We start from the raw sequence: 16,403 nt of genomic DNA on the forward strand, positions 1-16,403 counted from the left end.
ATCATTTTGATGCAAGCATCTCAAATCATTAACGGAAGCTCGCTCGACTTGCATGTATTAGGCACGCCGCCAGCGTTCGTCCTGAGCCAGGATCAAACTCTCATTTTAAAATGAGAACTTTACTAGCTCTTATTTGTTGTTTCTTTTTTTGCGAATTGACATCGCACATGTTTTTTAATTCCAAATTTAATTGAAATTTCCTTACACTTTATTGATCGAAATCTTGTTCAGTTTTCAAAGATCTACTTGCTCGAATCGTTGTCATCTCAACGACGACAACATAATTCATTGTATCAGCTAATTAACTTTCTTGCAAGCGTTTTTTTAAATTATTTTAATTCGTTTTCGCTCGCTTTGTTCTTTAGCAGAACAGTTATTAACTATACTATTTAAACTTAATTATGTCAACGACTTTTTAAAATTTATTTATTTTAATAATTCGCTGAATTGTTGCTTGTCCTCAACAGAACAATTATTTACTTTACTAGCTACATCAACAAAAGTCAATGCTTTTAATAAAAAAAGTGATTAGTTTAAAAAACTAATCACTTTTTTTATTTTACTCGACATAAGAAATACTTTTTCTTACCTTTTCTAACGATTACAAATTTACCATCAAAACTATTATTCGGATCAATTAAAGTTTCTACATCAATAACTTTTTCTCCATTAATTCTAATCGCACCATTTGCAACATCTTCTCGTGCTCTTCTTCTTGAATCTTCAATTGAAGTATCATCAACTAAAAATTCAATAATATTTCTTTTCTCATTATTAATTTCAACAGATGGCATATTTTTAAAACCTTGTTCAATTTCATCAGTTGTTAATTGAGCAACTTCCCCTGAAAATAAAGCTTTAGTAATATTCTCAGCTTCAACAACAGCGTCTTTTCCATGAACAAACTCGGTTACATTTTCAGCCAATCGACGTTGTGCTTCTCTCGCCTTTGGATTTTCTTTAGTTTTTTCTTCTAATTCTTCAATTTCATCATGTCCTAAGAAAGTAAAATATTTCAAATACTTAATTACATCACGATCATCTTGATTCATCCAAAATTGATAAAATTCATAAGGTGTTGTCTTCTCTGGATCAAGCCATACAGCTCCACCTGCTGTCTTACCAAATTTAGTTCCATCAGATTTTAACATTAAGGGAATTGTTAACCCATAAGCCTTGGCTTCATATCCTTCAGACTTACGAATTAATTCAATTCCAGAAGTAATGTTCCCCCATTGATCTGCTCCACCAATTTGTAATTGAACTTGATTATTTTTATATAAATGCAAAAAGTCCATTGATTGCAAAATTTGATAAGTAAATTCAGTGTAAGAAATTCCAGCCTCTAACCTTGAAGAAACAATTTCTTTGTTTAACATTGTATTAACATTAAATGATTTACCATAATCTCTTAAAAAGTCTAATAATGAAATTTTCGATAACCAGTCTCGATTATTAACAATTTCAAATGAACCATCCTTACCAAATAAATCTTCCATTTGTTTAGTTAAAGCTTTTTCATTCTTTTTAATCTGATCCATTGATTGTAATGTTCTTTCAGACTTTTTACCACTTGGATCACCAATTGAACCGGTCGCTCCACCAATAATAATTACTGGCTTATGTCCAGCCAATTGAAATCTTTTTAAAATCATAAATGGAATTAGATGTCCAACATGCATACTATCACCAGTTGGATCAATCCCAGCATATAATCCAATTGATTTTTCATCAATTAATTTATATAATCCTTCTTCATCTGTTTCTTGATTAACAGCTCCACGCCATTTTAAATCATCAATTATGTTCGTCATTATACTTCCTCCAATAAAAAAATCCCCAACAAAAATTGTTAGGGACGAATTAATCGCGGTACCACCCGAATTGCTATTAAAAATAGCCTCTCAATCATTGATAACGAAATGAACCGTTTTGACTCACTAGGTGTAATTCAAAATAAAGATTGCTTAACTTTCATTAACCGTTAAGTTTCTAAATTTACATCATTTATTTCTACTTGAAACTAGGTCTACATCACTAATTAAATAATATCATATAAACATCTATTATACCTGTCAAATAATAAAATTATAAAAAATATTTGACACTTACTTTTTGTTTGTGTAAATTAATAGTTGTAGTTATTTACATAGGTCATTTTTTATCGGCCTGCTTATTTTTATATAGTAATAAGGAGAATTTACATGTTAAAAAAATTTAAAACACTTTTATTATCAATGATAACCATCATACTGTCAGTAACATTAGTTGCTTGTGGTAATTCAAATGATTCAAAAAAATCAAATAATGATAAGGAAAACATTCAAGTAACTGCCTCAGTTAATTTTTATGCAGATGTAGCAAAAGCAGTTTTAGGAAATAATGGTCAAGTTAATACAATTATCGATTCAAACATTGATCCTCATGATTTTGAACCTACTACAGGAGACGCTAAGACATTAGCAAAAACTGATGTCGCAATTCAAAATGGATTAGGTTATGACGGTTGGATGAACAATTTAATTAAAAATACTTCAAACGTTAAAAATAATATTAATGTTGGAACATTAATGAATAAAAAGAATGGTGATAACCCTCATATTTGGTACAATCCTGAAACTATGAATAAGCTTGCTGATAAATTAGCTACTTCATTTAGTAAAATTGATCCTAAACACAAAAATGAATTTAAAGCTAACGCTAATAAATACAAAAAAGAATGGCAAAAGACAACTAATCTAGTTAATAAATTAAAGAAAAACAGTCATGGTAAAGCCGTTGCTACGTCAGAACCAGTATTTGATTACTCATTAACAGCAATGGGTTATAAATTTAAAGATAATGAATTTGCTCACGCAATGGAACATGGAATTGATCCTTCAGCTAAAGAGATTGCTGAGATTCAAAATGACATTAAAAATCATAAAGTTGCATTTTTTGTAAATAATTCTCAAGTCCAAAATTCTGTTGTTGAAGGATTAGTAAAACTTGCTAAGAAAAATAATGTTCCAGTTGTTAATGTTACCGAAAGTGCTCCAAAGGGTAAAAACTATATGCAATGGATGCAAAGTCAATATAAACAAGTTGAAAAAATTCAAAACAATCACAAATAAAAAAGCATCCAGTTGGATGCTTTTTTTATTTAATCTTTTTTAACTGTGCAATTACAGATTTCATAGCCTGAGCTTGAGCTTGAGCTTCAAATTCTTTTTGATATTTTTGTGCTAAACCTTTTTGTTGTTTTACAGATATTGATGGATCTTTCATCATATCTGCTTTAACTTTAGTTTGAATATAAGTTTTAGCTTGTGTTTGCATTTGGGCTTTATTTTGTTTTGCTTGTGCTTGTTGTTGTTTCATTAATTTAGGTAATTCTTTAACTTGTTTACTTGATAAAGAAACAAAGTCCTTATTCAAATTAAAAGTATTAGTCTTATGAATAAATTCTTTTTTCTTAGCTAAACCAAATAGTGAATCATAAAATTTATTTTTATAAACCCAATTAGTTGTCTTTACTTCTAAATTAGTTTCTTTTTGGTTTTCTTTAATTACATTTTTTGTATCGATTGGCTTTGCAACGGTATTTTTCTTTTGCTTAGCATCTTTTTTATAAACGACAGCTTGATCATTTGAAGTTCCAATTTGTTGGTAAATAATCATATTCATTTTTGGATTAACTGATGCAATTTTTTCAGTTTTAGTTGTTGTTTCTTTTTTCATTCCAAAATGATCATGGAAATTCATTGTCATTAAAGTAACTGAACCAACGATTAATACAACTAAAATAGCAGAAAGAACATTTCTAACTATATCATTATCAATTAAATTCCAACTTAAGAAAAAGCCAATGAGAAAAATGATTAATAAAATAAATATCATTACTTAGCATCCCCTTTCAATTCAGCATCTTCTTGTTTTTTTGATTTCAAGAATAAAGATAAGAGTAATGCCAATACACAAAATACTAATGCTACACCAAAGGCAGCTGTGTATCCCATTAAGTTAGCATCAATTGCACCTGATTTATATGCTAAAGGATTACTGTGTAATAATCCTTTACCTGGCATATTGCTTTTTGTAACGTTTGATAAAATTGAAACTAAAACTGCAGTTGCAATTGAAGCAGCAACTTGTCTAGCAGTATTGTTTACCGCTGTTCCATGTCCCATTGATTTGTTAGGTAAAGCATTCATACCACTTGTTGTAACAGGCATCATAACCATTGAAATTCCGAACATTCTCATACCATATAAAACAGTAATGTATAAAGTAGGAGTATCTTTAGTCAAGAACATAAATGGTAATGTTCCAAGTGCAAGTAAGAATAATCCAGCAACTGCTAATCTTTTAGCACCATTACGGTCAAAAAGTTTACCAGTAATTGGACTCATAATCCCCATCATTATAGCTCCACCTAATAGAGTCAAACCTGAATGAAAGGCATTCATTCCACGAACAATTTGAAGATAAAGTGGTAATACCATTTCAACTCCAACCATTGCCATGAAAACTGTTGAAGAAAGAATTGTTGAAATTCTAAATTCACGAATCTTAAGAACTGAAAGGTCCAGAAATGGATCATCCATTTTTAATTGTCTCATTACAAATAAAGTTACAAAGATTACACCAATAATTAATGAAGTAATTACTGTTGCACTTCCCCATCCATCATTACCAACTGATGAGAATCCATATAAAATTCCACCAAATCCAATTGTTGATAAAATAACAGAGAAATAATCTAGTGAAGTCTTTTCAGTTTTAATGACTGGTTTCATAAAGAAAAATCCTAAGACAATAACAATTGCAACGATTGGGATAATCATTTGGAAAAGAACTCTCCATGAATAATTATCAATTACAAAACCTGATAAAGTAGGTCCAATAGCTGGTGCTAAACCAATAACAATTCCAGCAAGTCCCATGGCAGTACCACGTTTTTCTTTAGGGAAGATTGAAAGCATAATTGTTTGTAGCAAAGGCATTGCAATACCAACTCCAACAGCTTGAATAATTCTTCCTGCAAAAATTGTTCCAAAGTTTTGTGCAACAGCAGCAGTAATTGTTCCAACTTCAAAAATTACCATAGCAGTTAAATATAACCACTTAGTATTGAAATTACTACTTAACCATGCAGTAACTGGAATTAAAATTCCGTTCACCATCATAAATCCAGTTGTTAACCATTGAACTGTTGATGTATTAACGTTAAATGCGTCCATTAATGTTGGAAACGCAGTTGATAAAATTGTCTGATTTAAAACTGTACAAAAAGTACCAATTAATAATATTAGTACTAAAGGAATTCGACTATAAGCTTTACCTTTAGCATCTAATGGTCTAGAAGTGTTATCCATACTTCTTACATCTCCTTTTTTCATTCTCTAATAAGTAACGTAGAATACTTTACTACTCAAAAAAATCTTTGTCAACTTGTTTGACAAAGATGTTATATAATTTATAATTAAGTTCGTATTATATGAGAAAACCTTCACATTACTTAAAAAGGAGATGTTATTGTGTCTGATAATATCAATGAAGAATTTGAAGATGCGAATCAACGAATTTTAAATATATTCAAAACAAATGATTTCTCAATTGGAATTGGCGAAATGGCAAATGCGACTGGATTGCCTCAAAGTAAATTAAGATATTGGGAACAAAAAGGTTATATCTCCTCAATCCAAAACGGAAAGAATCAAAATAAACAATATAGTTATCATACAATGATTATGGTTGAATTAATTAAGTCTTTCATGGATTCAGGGTATACTTTATCTGCATCTGTTAATAAAGCAAAAAAGCATAATAAAACTGGTTCTATTCTTAAAAAAATGCTTTTTCAAATGATTAAAAAAATTTCTATGATTGATAATAAAACTTGTATCAATATGGGCCAATTTGAAGGAATACCAAATAAAGATATTATCTTCGTATATTCTAATGGAAAAACAAAAATTAAATTAATGGACACAAAAAAAGACACCGAATAATGATGTCTTTTTTATTAGAAAGATTAACCTAATTTTTCTTTATTTTTAATATTTAAGTTTTCATCAATATCATAAACGATTGGTTGACCAGTTTTTAGTTCAACATCCATAATATCTTCATCAGAAATATCTTCAATATATTTTGTTAAAGCACGTAATGAATTACCATGAGCTGCAACAATTACGTTTTTACCATCCTTTAATTTAGGAGCAATTTGATCTTGCCAGAAAGGAATTGCACGATCTAAAGTAACTTTAAGGTTTTCACCACCAGGAATTGTCTTTGGATCTAGGTCAGCATAACGAGGATCTTGTGCAGCTGATCTTTCATCATTTTCATCCAATAGTGGAGGTAAAACATCGTATGAACGACGCCAGATATGAACTTGGTCTTCACCAAACTCAGCTGCAGCTTCGGCTTTGTTTTGACCTTGAAGTGCACCATAATGACGTTCATTTAAGCGCCATGATTTCATTTCTGGAATCCATAATTGATCATTTTCTTCTAGAATGTAATGCAATGTTTTAATTGCACGAGTCAATACAGAAGTATATGCTTGGTCAAACTTGATACCTTTTTCCTTAATTAACTTACCAGCGTTTTGAGCTTGTTTAACTCCTTCTTCGCTTAAGTTTACATCAACCCAACCTGTAAATTGGTTAGATAAGTTCCATTCACTTTGTCCGTGTCTTACAAATACTAATTTAGGCATAAAAGTGACCTCTTTTCTTCAGATTTCTATTTAATTTTACAACATTTAAGATTTTTTTTCATCTTTAACTGAATCATTTATTGGACCAGTTTGAATTGGTGGTTCTGAATCATGATTTACTTTTTGAACTCCTAAAATATCTAACATAAACGTAAAGATTGGTACTGAGACGATTAATCCCCATCCACCAAATAAATGTTCACCAATCAATAAAATAACGAAAGTATAGAAAATAGGTAATTCAGTTCTTGCTGACATAAATTTAGGATTCAATACATATGCTTCTAAAGCATGAACACATGCAATTACAATCACAATATAAATCACATCTTGAATACCACCAACAGAATAACCAATTAAAGTTAAAGGAATTAATGAAATAATTGCACCTGCTACCGGTATTAAACTCAAAACAAAAATCATAATTGCTAAAATTAATAACTGTGGTATTCCCATGAAAAATAAGCATACAGTTGTTATAACTGTATTACAAATTGCAATAAAAAATTGTGCTTCCAAAACAACTCCGAAAGTTTGAATAAAGGTTTTTGCAAAATAAAAAATATCCTGAAAAAACCATGCAAATGTACTATTTAAAAATTTACGAGAAAAGTTTTTCATTTGTTTCATTTCTAGAGTAAAGAAGAAACTTAATAATAATGAAATTAATAAAGAAGCTCCTACTGATCCAACACTTGTAACATAACTCCAAAGCACCGTAATTGAATGTTTAATTTGTCCCGTTAGATTATAATTATTGATAAAATCCATAATCACTTTTTGAACATTAGAATTACCAAAGTTACCTGGATTTTGATAAAAGTCTAAAACTGCATTAGAAGCATTAATTGCTTGTTCTGCAATTTTTGGTACATATCTAAAACCTAAGTATCCTAAACCACCAACTATAATCAAATAAATTGTTACAACTAACATTGGTATTGGTAATTTTACTTTACGACGAATTAAATTGACTAACTTAGTAACTAATAAAGTAAAAATAAAAGTTAATAAAATGGTTGTCATCATTGATCTAACAAAAAATAAAACTAAAATAATCAAAAATAAAACGGTAAAACGACGGAGTCTCACATTTCGAACAAATTTATCAAATAAATTCATTAACTAACTCCAATCTAAAATTTACTTTTTGCATATTTTACTACTGATTGATGCTCTTTTGCAGCACCAATAATTACATTTCGAACATCTTGATCTGAAAGTGCATCAACCATAATTCCTGCATCTTTCATTTCTGATCTAGCATCATCAATTTGACTATCAGAAATTGTTTTCCCTCTTACCTGCGTATCTTTCTTTTTAACAGCATATTCATTAGAACCACGATAATCTTTTAATGACTGTTTTTCACTACTTGTTAAATCATCGTAATTACGATTTTCAGTATCTATTTTACTATCTTCTTCATTTTTATCTTGTTCTTCTTGTTCTTTTAATGCATCATCATTTGAATTCTTTAATGACTGAGCATTTTCATATATATCACTATAATATGATTTAGTAGCTTCACTATCATTAAATATTTGATTTAATGTATTATTAGAATCTTTAAAATGACCGTCGCTTTGTAATTTTTGAGCTGCAGAATAAATGTCCTTAAACGACTTTGTCTTTTCAACTACATGCTTAATTAAATCAATCTTACTATCAGCACGATCACTTAATATATTCGAAGCATTTGATACATCTTTTACTTTATTGAAGTCATCTTTTGCACTAGAAAATTCTTTTCGATCAAAATTATCCATTGCACTTAAAAATAATTGAGTTTGATTCAAATAATTTTTAGCTTGATCATCTTTAGGCTTTACATCAGAAGATTCTTGAAAAGCATCAACTGCTTGACCATATTTTTTTTGTTTAATATATTTCTTACCATTTTTCATATTTTCTGCATAAACTTTTTCAACGTCTCCGTGCTTAGCAACTAAATATCCACCAACGCCAGCTACAGCTATGGCAATAACTAAAACTGTAATCCATCTTTTTTTCAAACTAATCCCTCCATAAAAATAATTATTATACAAACAATTATAACATTTTCTTAGATAAAATTTTTTATATACAATTTAAATTACACAAATTAAAAAAAAAGCGTATAATTGCTTTCGTAATTAATGTTTAGAAAGGAGCTTTTTCATGCTTGAAAAAACTTTATATGATCAACTACTTAAACGTAGTTTTACTATTCCAGTAACGGTTAACTATTGGGATGGATCAACAAAAAAATATGGTGAAGGTGAATCACAAGCTACCATAAAATTTAACAAAGAAATTCCTTTTAAACAGGTAACTAAGAATGCTTCTATGGCCTTAGGTGAAGCTTATATGAATGGTGATATTGAAATTCAAGGAAGTATTGAAGATATTATTTCTGCTGCTTATGAATCAAGTGAAAGCTTTTTGAGAAATAAAAAATTTATCAAATGGCTTCCAAAGCAATCGCATTCAGAAAACAAAAGTAAAAAAGATGTCCAAAATCATTATGATATTGGAAATGACTTTTATAAGATTTGGCTAGATAAAAGTATGACTTATTCAGCTGCTTATTTCCAAAATGAAGACGATTCATTATATCAAGCACAAATGAATAAAGTTCATCATATTATTAAAAAATTAGATCCTAAACCAAATCGTCGCTTACTTGACATTGGTTGTGGTTGGGGTACTTTAATTTTAACTGCTGCTCAAGAATATAATCTTAAAGTTACTGGTGTAACCTTAAGTGAAGAACAATATAATTATGTTAACAATAAAATCAAAGAATTAGGCTTAGAAGATGTTGCCGAAGTTCGTTTACAAGATTATCGTGAAGTTCCAAAAGATAATAAATTTGATTACATTACATCAGTTGGAATGTTTGAACACGTTGGACAAGAAAATCTTGATGAATACTTTAAGACAGTTTCTGAATTATTGACTGATGATGGTCATGCTTTAATTCATGGTATTACAAGACAACAAGGTGGCGCTGTAAACGGTTGGATTAATAAATGGATCTTTGAAGGTGGTTATGTACCTGGTTTAACTGAAAATCTTGGTCACATGATTGATAATCACTTACAAATCGCTGACATGGAACCTTTACGTCGTCATTACCAAAAGACACTTGAAATCTGGGATAAAAACTTTAATGATAATCTCGATCAAGTAAAAGAAATGTTCGATGAAAAATTCATTCGTATGTGGGATTTATATCTCCAAGCATGTGCTGCTTCATTCAAAGTTGGTAATATTGATGTCATTCAATATTTATTAACTAAAGGTGCTTCTGGATCAGATCTTCCAATGACTAGAGAATACATGTATGATGATAAAAAATAATAAGATTAAAAAAGCACTTAACTTAAGTTAAGTGCTTTTTATTTATAAAATAAATGTTAGCGTAAAAACTGCAGCTAGTCCAGCAACTACTGACAATGCCATTGATCTAGTCCAATAAGAAATTAAAATCACAAAAATCGAGGCAATAATTTCTGGCTGATGAGTTGCAGCTGAGAATGTATAAGCCTTAGTAATAAAAATATCTTTTACCACTAATGAAGTAAATAAACTGATTGGAATGAATTCCATCCAATGATTAAACCAGTTCGGAATTTTTCTTTTTCTAAAAAATAGTAATGGCAAGAATCTCGGCCCTAAAGCGACACAAAAACTTAAAATCACTAACCAAAAGTGTTGCATATTATCCCACTTCATAAGTATTTCTCCTATTCTTCAGGTGAGCCTGCAGGGTTTTTAAATGTTTTAATTAATTTACTCTTATGTCCAGTTTTCATTTTACGTTTACGTAACCAAGTATCAATTAAAAAACCTATAAAAGAAGCCACTAGAGTTGAAGCAACTAATCCTAAAGTTGATTTAGTCAAAGTTAAAAAGAAAATTGCTAAGAAAATGGAAATAATTGCAACAAAAACTTTTAAGAAACTTTTTATTTGCATTACTATCATATATAAGAATAAAGCGGTTAAAGCAAAATGAACAACCGTTAAATCAATTGTTAATGCAGAACCAACTAAACTACCAACCACATTACTAATTGTCCAAAAGAATAATGACCAATGCTCTAATTGTATTGCATCTTTTGGAGTCCACTTCTTATCAGTTGAAAATTTTAAATAGTTAACCGCATAATTTTCATCATTCAACGATGCTGAAAAAAATAACGTAAACCAAAAATTTTGTCCTGTTAAGTATTTAGATAAACTAGATCCTAATAATGCATATCGTAATTCTAAAAAGAATAACATTAAAACAATCGTTAATAATGGTGCGCTAGTTGTTAACATTGAAGCAATTAAAAATTGTGCTCCACCGGAAAATACTAAAAGAGACAACAAAAAAGAATTAAGCGTATTAAAACCAGCAGCATTTAATAAAATACCACACGCTAATCCAATTGGAATATAGCTAATATCTAGGGGAAGAGAAATCTTAAAATTTGTGATCCAATTTGGTTCTTTTGGATTACGGACTAATTTAGTCAAAGGAAAGCCTCCGTCAATAGTTACAATTATTTTCGTTACGAAAATTACCTACAGATACAATTATAAAAAAAAATATAAAAATAACAATGATTTTTTTAAAATTTAAAAAATACTTGCAACTGAACGCCAACATCTAACCAAAAAATTTGCTTTTTCTACTGACTCTGTTGCATATAAATTTAATTTATTATTGTATCCCGGAACAAATTTTAAATTATTACTAGTTAAATTTACATTTAATTGTCCTACTTTTTGATCTTTTTTTATTGGAGCTTCTAAATTATTATTAAACATTAATTTATTATGAAAAGCATTATTTAATTTTTCACTTTTTAATTGCCAATATTCATAATTTTGGTTCAAACTAACTTTTAAATCTTGTTTTTTACCATTGTTCACTTTAACTGTTTGATTTTTAATATTTTGATTATTAAGTTTTATAATTTGATAATTATGGTCAACCCACTTCATTAATTTTTTTGTTTGAATATATCTCTGATCAGTTTTTGCACCAATTATAACCGTAATAATTCTACGATGTTTAAAAGTTCCGGTTCCCGTAAAATCCTCTTCATTATCAGATGTTCCTGTCTTTAATCCATCAACGTGCAAAGCTGGATCATAATTAACTCCACCTTTTAATAACTGATTAGAATTAGTTGTTTGAATCATCATTCCCTTATGTTTAAAAGTATAATGATATTTTTTTGATGTTTTTATTATTTCTGGATATTGTGAAACTAACTTTTGCGTTAAATTAACCATATCAATAGCTGATAATTTATTAGTTGCATTACCTGACACATTTTTTAATTTCATTGAACCTAATAAATCATTTGATAGACCACAAGAATTATATAACTCTGCATTTTTAATTTTTAATTGTTCACTCTTTTTTTTCATCAAATTAACAAAATTAGCGTTACTTCCGGCTATTTTATTTCCTAATGCTAAAATAGCCGAATTTGAAGAATTAATTAAGGCGGCTTCATATAATTGCTTAACTGTATACTTTTCACCAGATTTTAAATTAAGATTAACGCTATCATAATTAGTACAAATATTTTCTATATCTTGATTTATGGAGACTTTATCATTCCATTTTAACTTATTAGAATGAATTTGATCTAACAATATGTAAATCGATAGCAACTTACTCATCGAAGCTACCGAGACTTTCTTATTTTCATTTTTAGAATATAGAATTTGCCCAGATTTAGCATCAACAGAAATTCCTGCTTTAATATCTAAATTTGGTTTTTCACTTGCACTAACTTGAAGGTTAAATAAAATAAATCCGGCAAAAATAGTAATAATATTAATTATTAAAAATTTAACTTTCAATATTTACTCTCCGTTCTTTTATGAATCTTTCAAAGCTTTTTTAACCAATGGTTCTTTAGGATCCATTGGTAAATGAATTTCAAAAGTAGTCATTTTTTTATTTGAAGTTACATTAATAAACCCACCATGATTATTAACGATTCCTTCGACAATTGCAAGCCCTAATCCAGAACCACCAGTTTCTTTATTGCGCGATTCTTCAACACGATAAAAACGAGTGAAAATTTGTTTAATTGAAGAACTAGGAATTTCTTCCCCATCATTTGCTACTTTAAATATCACTGAACTTTCATCATTTACTTCAGCAGAAATATAAATATTTTTTCCACCATCACCGTACTTAATGGCATTACTAATTAAGTTATTAAAAACTCGACCTAAAGATTCGGCATTTCCTCGAATAAATACATCATTTTGAACTGGTTGAACATGAATTTTCATTCCTTTTTTCTTTGCATCCAACTCAAAATAAGTTTCAAGCTGTTCAAGCAACTGATTAATGTTAATTTTATCAGTATTTTCTTCTTTAATTTGATTTGCTTTAGTATATTCAAACAATTGATCTACCAAAGATTTCATTTGTCCAGCTTTTAAATAGGCTGTATGCACATAATCTAGTAGCTCTTGCTCTGTTTTATATTTTCCATTTTCAATTAATCCTAAATACCCAATAATTGATGTCAGTGGCGTTCTCAAATCATGGGAAACATTACTAACTAATTCATCTTTGGATTTTTCGATTGATCGTTCACCACGTAAAGATTCAATAACACTATCCACCAATGAATTAATACTAATTACAATGCGTTCAGTATCTCCTTCTAGCTCAAATGGAATTCGATGATCAAAATGTCCATTTGCAATATAATGAAGCTCAGAAATGATATGACGTAATTGCATTTGATGATAGCGACGAATTAGTCGCCAATAAATAATAATTGTATCAATTACAAACATTGCCATCCAAAATAAATTTTCCCAACTCATCAAATGAATTCTTGCTCCACCAAATGAAATTGATTGTTTAATCGTAAAAAAACCTTCGCGAAGACCAGGATTGGTCTGCAAAGATTGTGTAATTAAAACAGTAATGGCTAAATTTAATAATAATAACAAGATAAGAGTAAAAATACCCTCAATAAAAAGTTCTGTTTTTTCTTTTCCCGTTAATTGCAAAAGTCATTCACCCTTTTACTATCCTTCAATTTTATATCCAACGCCCCATACAGTTTGGACAATTTTTTCGTTAGTTGCTTCTTCTAATTTATCTCTCATATGACTAACATGTACCATAACTGTCTTAGCAGAAACAACACTTTCTTGTTTCCAGACTCTTTCAAAAATCTCATCGGCTGAAAAGACACGATTTGGATGACTTGCTAATAAATAAAGAATTCCAAATTCTAATGCAGTTAATTGAATTAATTTATCATCAGCAGTTTTAACTTCATGTGAGTCTTTATTAATAGTTAATGAACCAGCAGTTAAAACAGTAGGTTCTTCTTCTGGTGCATGGTTTTCACTTCTTCTAAGTAATGAGCGAACTCTTGCCATAATTTCCAATGGATTAAATGGTTTTACTACATAATCGTCAGCACCAGTAATTAATCCTTGAATTTTATCCATATCAGTTGTCTTAGCAGATAAAACAATAATTGGAATTTGATTATCTTTTCTAACTTCTTTAATTACATCAATTCCACTCATTTCAGGCATCATAATATCTAATATCATTAATCCGATATCTGGTTCTGTATTTAACATGGAAATTGCTTCTTTACCATTACTTGCTGAAATTGGTTCATAACCTTCATTTTTAATATAAATCTCAAGTAACTTTGCGATTTCTTTGTCATCATCGACAACTAATATTTTCATAATATATTCCTCCGTATCTGAATAATTTTCTTTATTCTACCAGATTAAAAATGAGTTACTACTAAATATAAAAAAACATTCTTAATATTTAAGGTTTTTTTAATATTAAAAAAGTTCAGAAATCATCTGAACTTAGTTAGTATAAAAACTTCCATTTCGAATCGTATATTTTGATCTCATAAATAAAATACCAGCAATACCAAGCACACCAAAGACCATATAAACAAATGGATTTACTGGATTAATAATTGAATGTGGAATCATTGCAACTAATGTAAAGATTAACATCCAACCTAAAAACACTCCAACCATTAGTAAAATACGCATTAATACTGATAAATTATGCTTAACATTTGGAGCAAACAATCTAGTCATCATTGGCATTGATAATCCAACTACTACTGCAATAAGGATTGTTGCTAGTGCACCTAATGCTCCACCATCTTTAGTTTGAGCAGAGGCAAAGTAATAAGTTATTGCATACATAATACTTAAAATACTAAAAATCCAAAGGAAATTATATCCCGCAGTTAAAAAGTATAATTTTTTACTCCATGGTGCTTGCTTTTGTGGTGGGTTAACAATATTTTGAATTTTTTCATCCACTGTTCCAAATAAATTACGAGCTGTTTGACCCTTCTTTTGTTCTTCAATTAAGGTTTCAACCATTTCATCAATTGTTGTTTTTTGTTTTTCAGCATCTAATTTAGTGTTACCTAGTGCTTGCTTAAATTTAAACATGTACTCAGCATTTCTTTTAGTTAATCCTAAATCATTAAATTCAGAATGAACTACTTGAGCACCACTGACATGGTTTTGTTGCTTATTTGCATTTCTTTTCTGATTATCAGCCATGTTATCTCCTATACATTAAATCTAAATTCAACAATGTCTCCATCATTCATCACATATTCTTTACCTTCAACACGTAATTTACCAGCATCTTTAACTGCTGCTTCACTACCATATTGATCTAAATCAGAAAATGCCATTACTTCAGCACGAATAAATCCTCTTTCAAAATCTGAATGGATAATACCAGCACCTTGTGGAGCTTTTGTTCCATCTTTAAAAGTCCATGCTTTGGTTTCTTTACCACCAGCAGTAAAGAAAGTATTTAAACCTAATAATTTATATGATGTACGAATTAATTTATTTAATCCAGGTTCACTAACTCCAGCAGATTCTAAGAATTCGGCTTTATCATCATCATCTAATTCAGCAATTTGTTCTTCTGCTTCAGCGGCAATTCCAATTGTTTGAGCACCATGTTCTTTACCATAGTTCTCTACAACTTGGAAATATTTTGAGTCACTTGGATTAGCCATATCTGCTTCAGAAACATTAGCAACATATAAAACTGGTTTTGAAGTTAATAAAAATAAACCTTTAACAATTTTTTGTTCATCTTCATCAAATTCAATTTCTCTAACAGCTCCACCTTTTTCAAGGACTGGCTTGATTTTTGATAGAACATCAAATTCAGCTTTAGCATCCTCATCTTTTCCTTTAGCTGCTTTTTCAACTTTGACATAATGCTTATTAACAGCATCTAAATCAGCTAAACCTAATTCTAAATTAATCGTTTCAATATCATCTAGAGGATCAACAACTCCAGTAACATGAGTAATATTATCGTCATCAAAAGCACGAACAACATGCACAATTGCATCAACTTGGCGAATATTTTCTAAAAATTTATTTCCTAATCCTTCACCTTTACTTGCACCTTTAACAATTCCTGCGATATCTGTAAATTCAAAAGTAGTTGGGACCACTTTATCAGCTGGGATTAATTCTTGAATTCGATCAAGCCTTGAATCTGGTACTTCAACCATCCCTACATTTGGATCAATTGTAGCAAATGGATAATTCGCCATCTCAGCTCCAGCTTTTGTAATTGCATTAAAGAGAGTTGATTTACCTACATTTGGTAAACCAACGATTCCAGCAGTTAATGACATTTT

Annotated in this window: 16 protein-coding genes and 1 rRNA gene; 3 read left to right on the forward strand and 14 right to left on the reverse strand. The window is 29.5% G+C overall.

The window, feature by feature from the left end; genetic code table 11:
• Positions 1-108 (reverse strand): 16S ribosomal RNA (locus GSH19_RS03360); the annotation flags it as partial.
• A 446-nt stretch (positions 109-554) separates the two neighbouring features.
• Positions 555-1,814 (reverse strand): tyrosine--tRNA ligase, encoded by a 1,260-nt coding sequence (gene tyrS, locus GSH19_RS03365; protein WP_237026667.1) that lies wholly within the window; start codon positions 1,812-1,814, stop codon positions 555-557.
• A 390-nt stretch (positions 1,815-2,204) separates the two neighbouring features.
• On the opposite strand from tyrS, the gene GSH19_RS03370 reads away from it, so the two are divergent.
• Entirely contained in the window at positions 2,205-3,113 is a 909-nt protein-coding gene (locus GSH19_RS03370; RefSeq protein WP_237026668.1) for a metal ABC transporter solute-binding protein, Zn/Mn family, read from the forward strand.
• A 25-nt stretch (positions 3,114-3,138) separates the two neighbouring features.
• Here the strand turns inward: GSH19_RS03370 and GSH19_RS03375 are convergent, their stop codons facing one another.
• Both GSH19_RS03375 and GSH19_RS03380 read right to left on the reverse strand, forming a co-directional pair.
• On the reverse strand, positions 3,139-3,879 hold the full coding sequence (locus GSH19_RS03375) for a DUF4811 domain-containing protein (RefSeq protein WP_237026669.1): 741 nt from the start codon (positions 3,877-3,879) through the stop codon (positions 3,139-3,141).
• On the reverse strand, positions 3,879-5,357 hold the full coding sequence (locus GSH19_RS03380; protein ID WP_237026671.1) for an MDR family MFS transporter: 1,479 nt from the start codon (positions 5,355-5,357) through the stop codon (positions 3,879-3,881). The genes GSH19_RS03375 and GSH19_RS03380 overlap by 1 nt, the downstream gene beginning before the upstream one ends.
• Positions 5,358-5,519: 162 nt before the next feature.
• Between GSH19_RS03380 and GSH19_RS03385 the strand changes: the two genes are divergently transcribed.
• Positions 5,520-5,993, forward strand: a complete 474-nt coding sequence (locus GSH19_RS03385; protein ID WP_237026674.1) for a MerR family transcriptional regulator — start codon at positions 5,520-5,522, stop codon at positions 5,991-5,993.
• 23 nt (positions 5,994-6,016) lie between these two features.
• Here GSH19_RS03385 and GSH19_RS03390 read toward each other — a convergent pair whose 3' ends face one another.
• Genes GSH19_RS03390 through GSH19_RS03400 form a run of 3 tightly spaced genes read right to left on the reverse strand, consistent with a single transcriptional unit; the run spans position 6,017 to position 8,721 of the window.
• Entirely contained in the window at positions 6,017-6,706 is a 690-nt protein-coding gene (locus GSH19_RS03390; RefSeq protein ID WP_237026675.1) for a 2,3-diphosphoglycerate-dependent phosphoglycerate mutase, read from the reverse strand.
• 45 nt (positions 6,707-6,751) lie between these two features.
• Positions 6,752-7,828, reverse strand: coding sequence for an AI-2E family transporter (locus GSH19_RS03395; RefSeq protein WP_237026676.1), 1,077 nt, complete (start codon positions 7,826-7,828; stop codon positions 6,752-6,754).
• Between the two features lie 14 nt (positions 7,829-7,842).
• Positions 7,843-8,721 carry a hypothetical protein gene (locus tag GSH19_RS03400; RefSeq protein WP_237026677.1) on the reverse strand — a complete coding sequence of 293 codons (879 nt, stop codon included), beginning with the start codon at positions 8,719-8,721 and terminating at the stop codon, positions 7,843-7,845.
• Positions 8,722-8,866: 145 nt separating this feature from the next.
• Here GSH19_RS03400 and GSH19_RS03405 point away from each other — a divergent pair, with 145 nt between their 5' ends.
• Positions 8,867-10,051, forward strand: coding sequence for a cyclopropane-fatty-acyl-phospholipid synthase family protein (locus GSH19_RS03405; protein WP_237026678.1), 1,185 nt, complete (start codon positions 8,867-8,869; stop codon positions 10,049-10,051).
• Between the two features lie 42 nt (positions 10,052-10,093).
• Here GSH19_RS03405 and GSH19_RS03410 read toward each other — a convergent pair whose 3' ends face one another.
• The 7 genes from GSH19_RS03410 to ychF form a co-directional block, all read right to left on the reverse strand.
• Entirely contained in the window at positions 10,094-10,426 is a 333-nt protein-coding gene (locus tag GSH19_RS03410; protein WP_237026679.1) for an AzlD domain-containing protein, read from the reverse strand.
• 11 nt (positions 10,427-10,437) lie between these two features.
• Entirely contained in the window at positions 10,438-11,214 is a 777-nt protein-coding gene (locus GSH19_RS03415; protein ID WP_237026680.1) for an AzlC family ABC transporter permease, read from the reverse strand.
• Positions 11,215-11,316: 102 nt separating this feature from the next.
• The gene (locus GSH19_RS03420; protein ID WP_237026681.1) at positions 11,317-12,558 is read right to left on the reverse strand and encodes a D-alanyl-D-alanine carboxypeptidase family protein; all 1,242 of its coding nucleotides are present in this window, start codon (positions 12,556-12,558) and stop codon (positions 11,317-11,319) included.
• An 18-nt stretch (positions 12,559-12,576) separates the two neighbouring features.
• Entirely contained in the window at positions 12,577-13,734 is a 1,158-nt protein-coding gene (locus GSH19_RS03425) for a cell wall metabolism sensor histidine kinase WalK (protein ID WP_237026682.1), read from the reverse strand.
• Between the two features lie 18 nt (positions 13,735-13,752).
• Positions 13,753-14,436 (reverse strand): response regulator transcription factor, encoded by a 684-nt coding sequence (locus GSH19_RS03430; protein ID WP_237026683.1) that lies wholly within the window; start codon positions 14,434-14,436, stop codon positions 13,753-13,755.
• Positions 14,437-14,568: 132 nt separating this feature from the next.
• Positions 14,569-15,291: a DUF1129 family protein gene (locus tag GSH19_RS03435; RefSeq protein WP_237026684.1), complete on the reverse strand. Its 723-nt coding sequence runs from the start codon at positions 15,289-15,291 to the stop codon at positions 14,569-14,571.
• Between the two features lie 8 nt (positions 15,292-15,299).
• On the reverse strand, positions 15,300-16,400 hold the full coding sequence (ychF, locus tag GSH19_RS03440; protein WP_237026685.1) for a redox-regulated ATPase YchF: 1,101 nt from the start codon (positions 16,398-16,400) through the stop codon (positions 15,300-15,302).
• Between the last annotated feature and the right edge of the window lie 3 nt (positions 16,401-16,403).

Source organism: Lactobacillus sp. S2-2, assembly GCF_021698855.1.
Taxonomy (GTDB): Bacteria; Bacillota; Bacilli; order Lactobacillales; family Lactobacillaceae; genus Fructilactobacillus.

Bases quoted from the DNA above. Each gene is read 5' to 3' on its own strand.
- tyrS (WP_237026667.1), bottom strand. From the start codon at position 1,814: ATGACGAACATAATTGATGATTTAAAATGGCGTGGAGCTGTTAATCAA.
- GSH19_RS03370 (WP_237026668.1), top strand. From the start codon at position 2,205: ATGTTAAAAAAATTTAAAACACTTTTATTATCAATGATAACCATCATA.
- GSH19_RS03375 (WP_237026669.1), bottom strand. From the start codon at position 3,879: ATGATATTTATTTTATTAATCATTTTTCTCATTGGCTTTTTCTTAAGT.
- GSH19_RS03380 (WP_237026671.1), bottom strand. From the start codon at position 5,357: ATGGATAACACTTCTAGACCATTAGATGCTAAAGGTAAAGCTTATAGT.
- GSH19_RS03390 (WP_237026675.1), bottom strand. From the start codon at position 6,706: ATGCCTAAATTAGTATTTGTAAGACACGGACAAAGTGAATGGAACTTA.
- GSH19_RS03395 (WP_237026676.1), bottom strand. From the start codon at position 7,828: ATGAATTTATTTGATAAATTTGTTCGAAATGTGAGACTCCGTCGTTTT.
- GSH19_RS03405 (WP_237026678.1), top strand. From the start codon at position 8,867: ATGCTTGAAAAAACTTTATATGATCAACTACTTAAACGTAGTTTTACT.
- GSH19_RS03410 (WP_237026679.1), bottom strand. From the start codon at position 10,426: ATGAAGTGGGATAATATGCAACACTTTTGGTTAGTGATTTTAAGTTTT.
- GSH19_RS03430 (WP_237026683.1), bottom strand. From the start codon at position 14,436: ATGAAAATATTAGTTGTCGATGATGACAAAGAAATCGCAAAGTTACTT.
- GSH19_RS03435 (WP_237026684.1), bottom strand. From the start codon at position 15,291: ATGGCTGATAATCAGAAAAGAAATGCAAATAAGCAACAAAACCATGTC.
- ychF (WP_237026685.1), bottom strand. From the start codon at position 16,400: ATGTCATTAACTGCTGGAATCGTTGGTTTACCAAATGTAGGTAAATCA.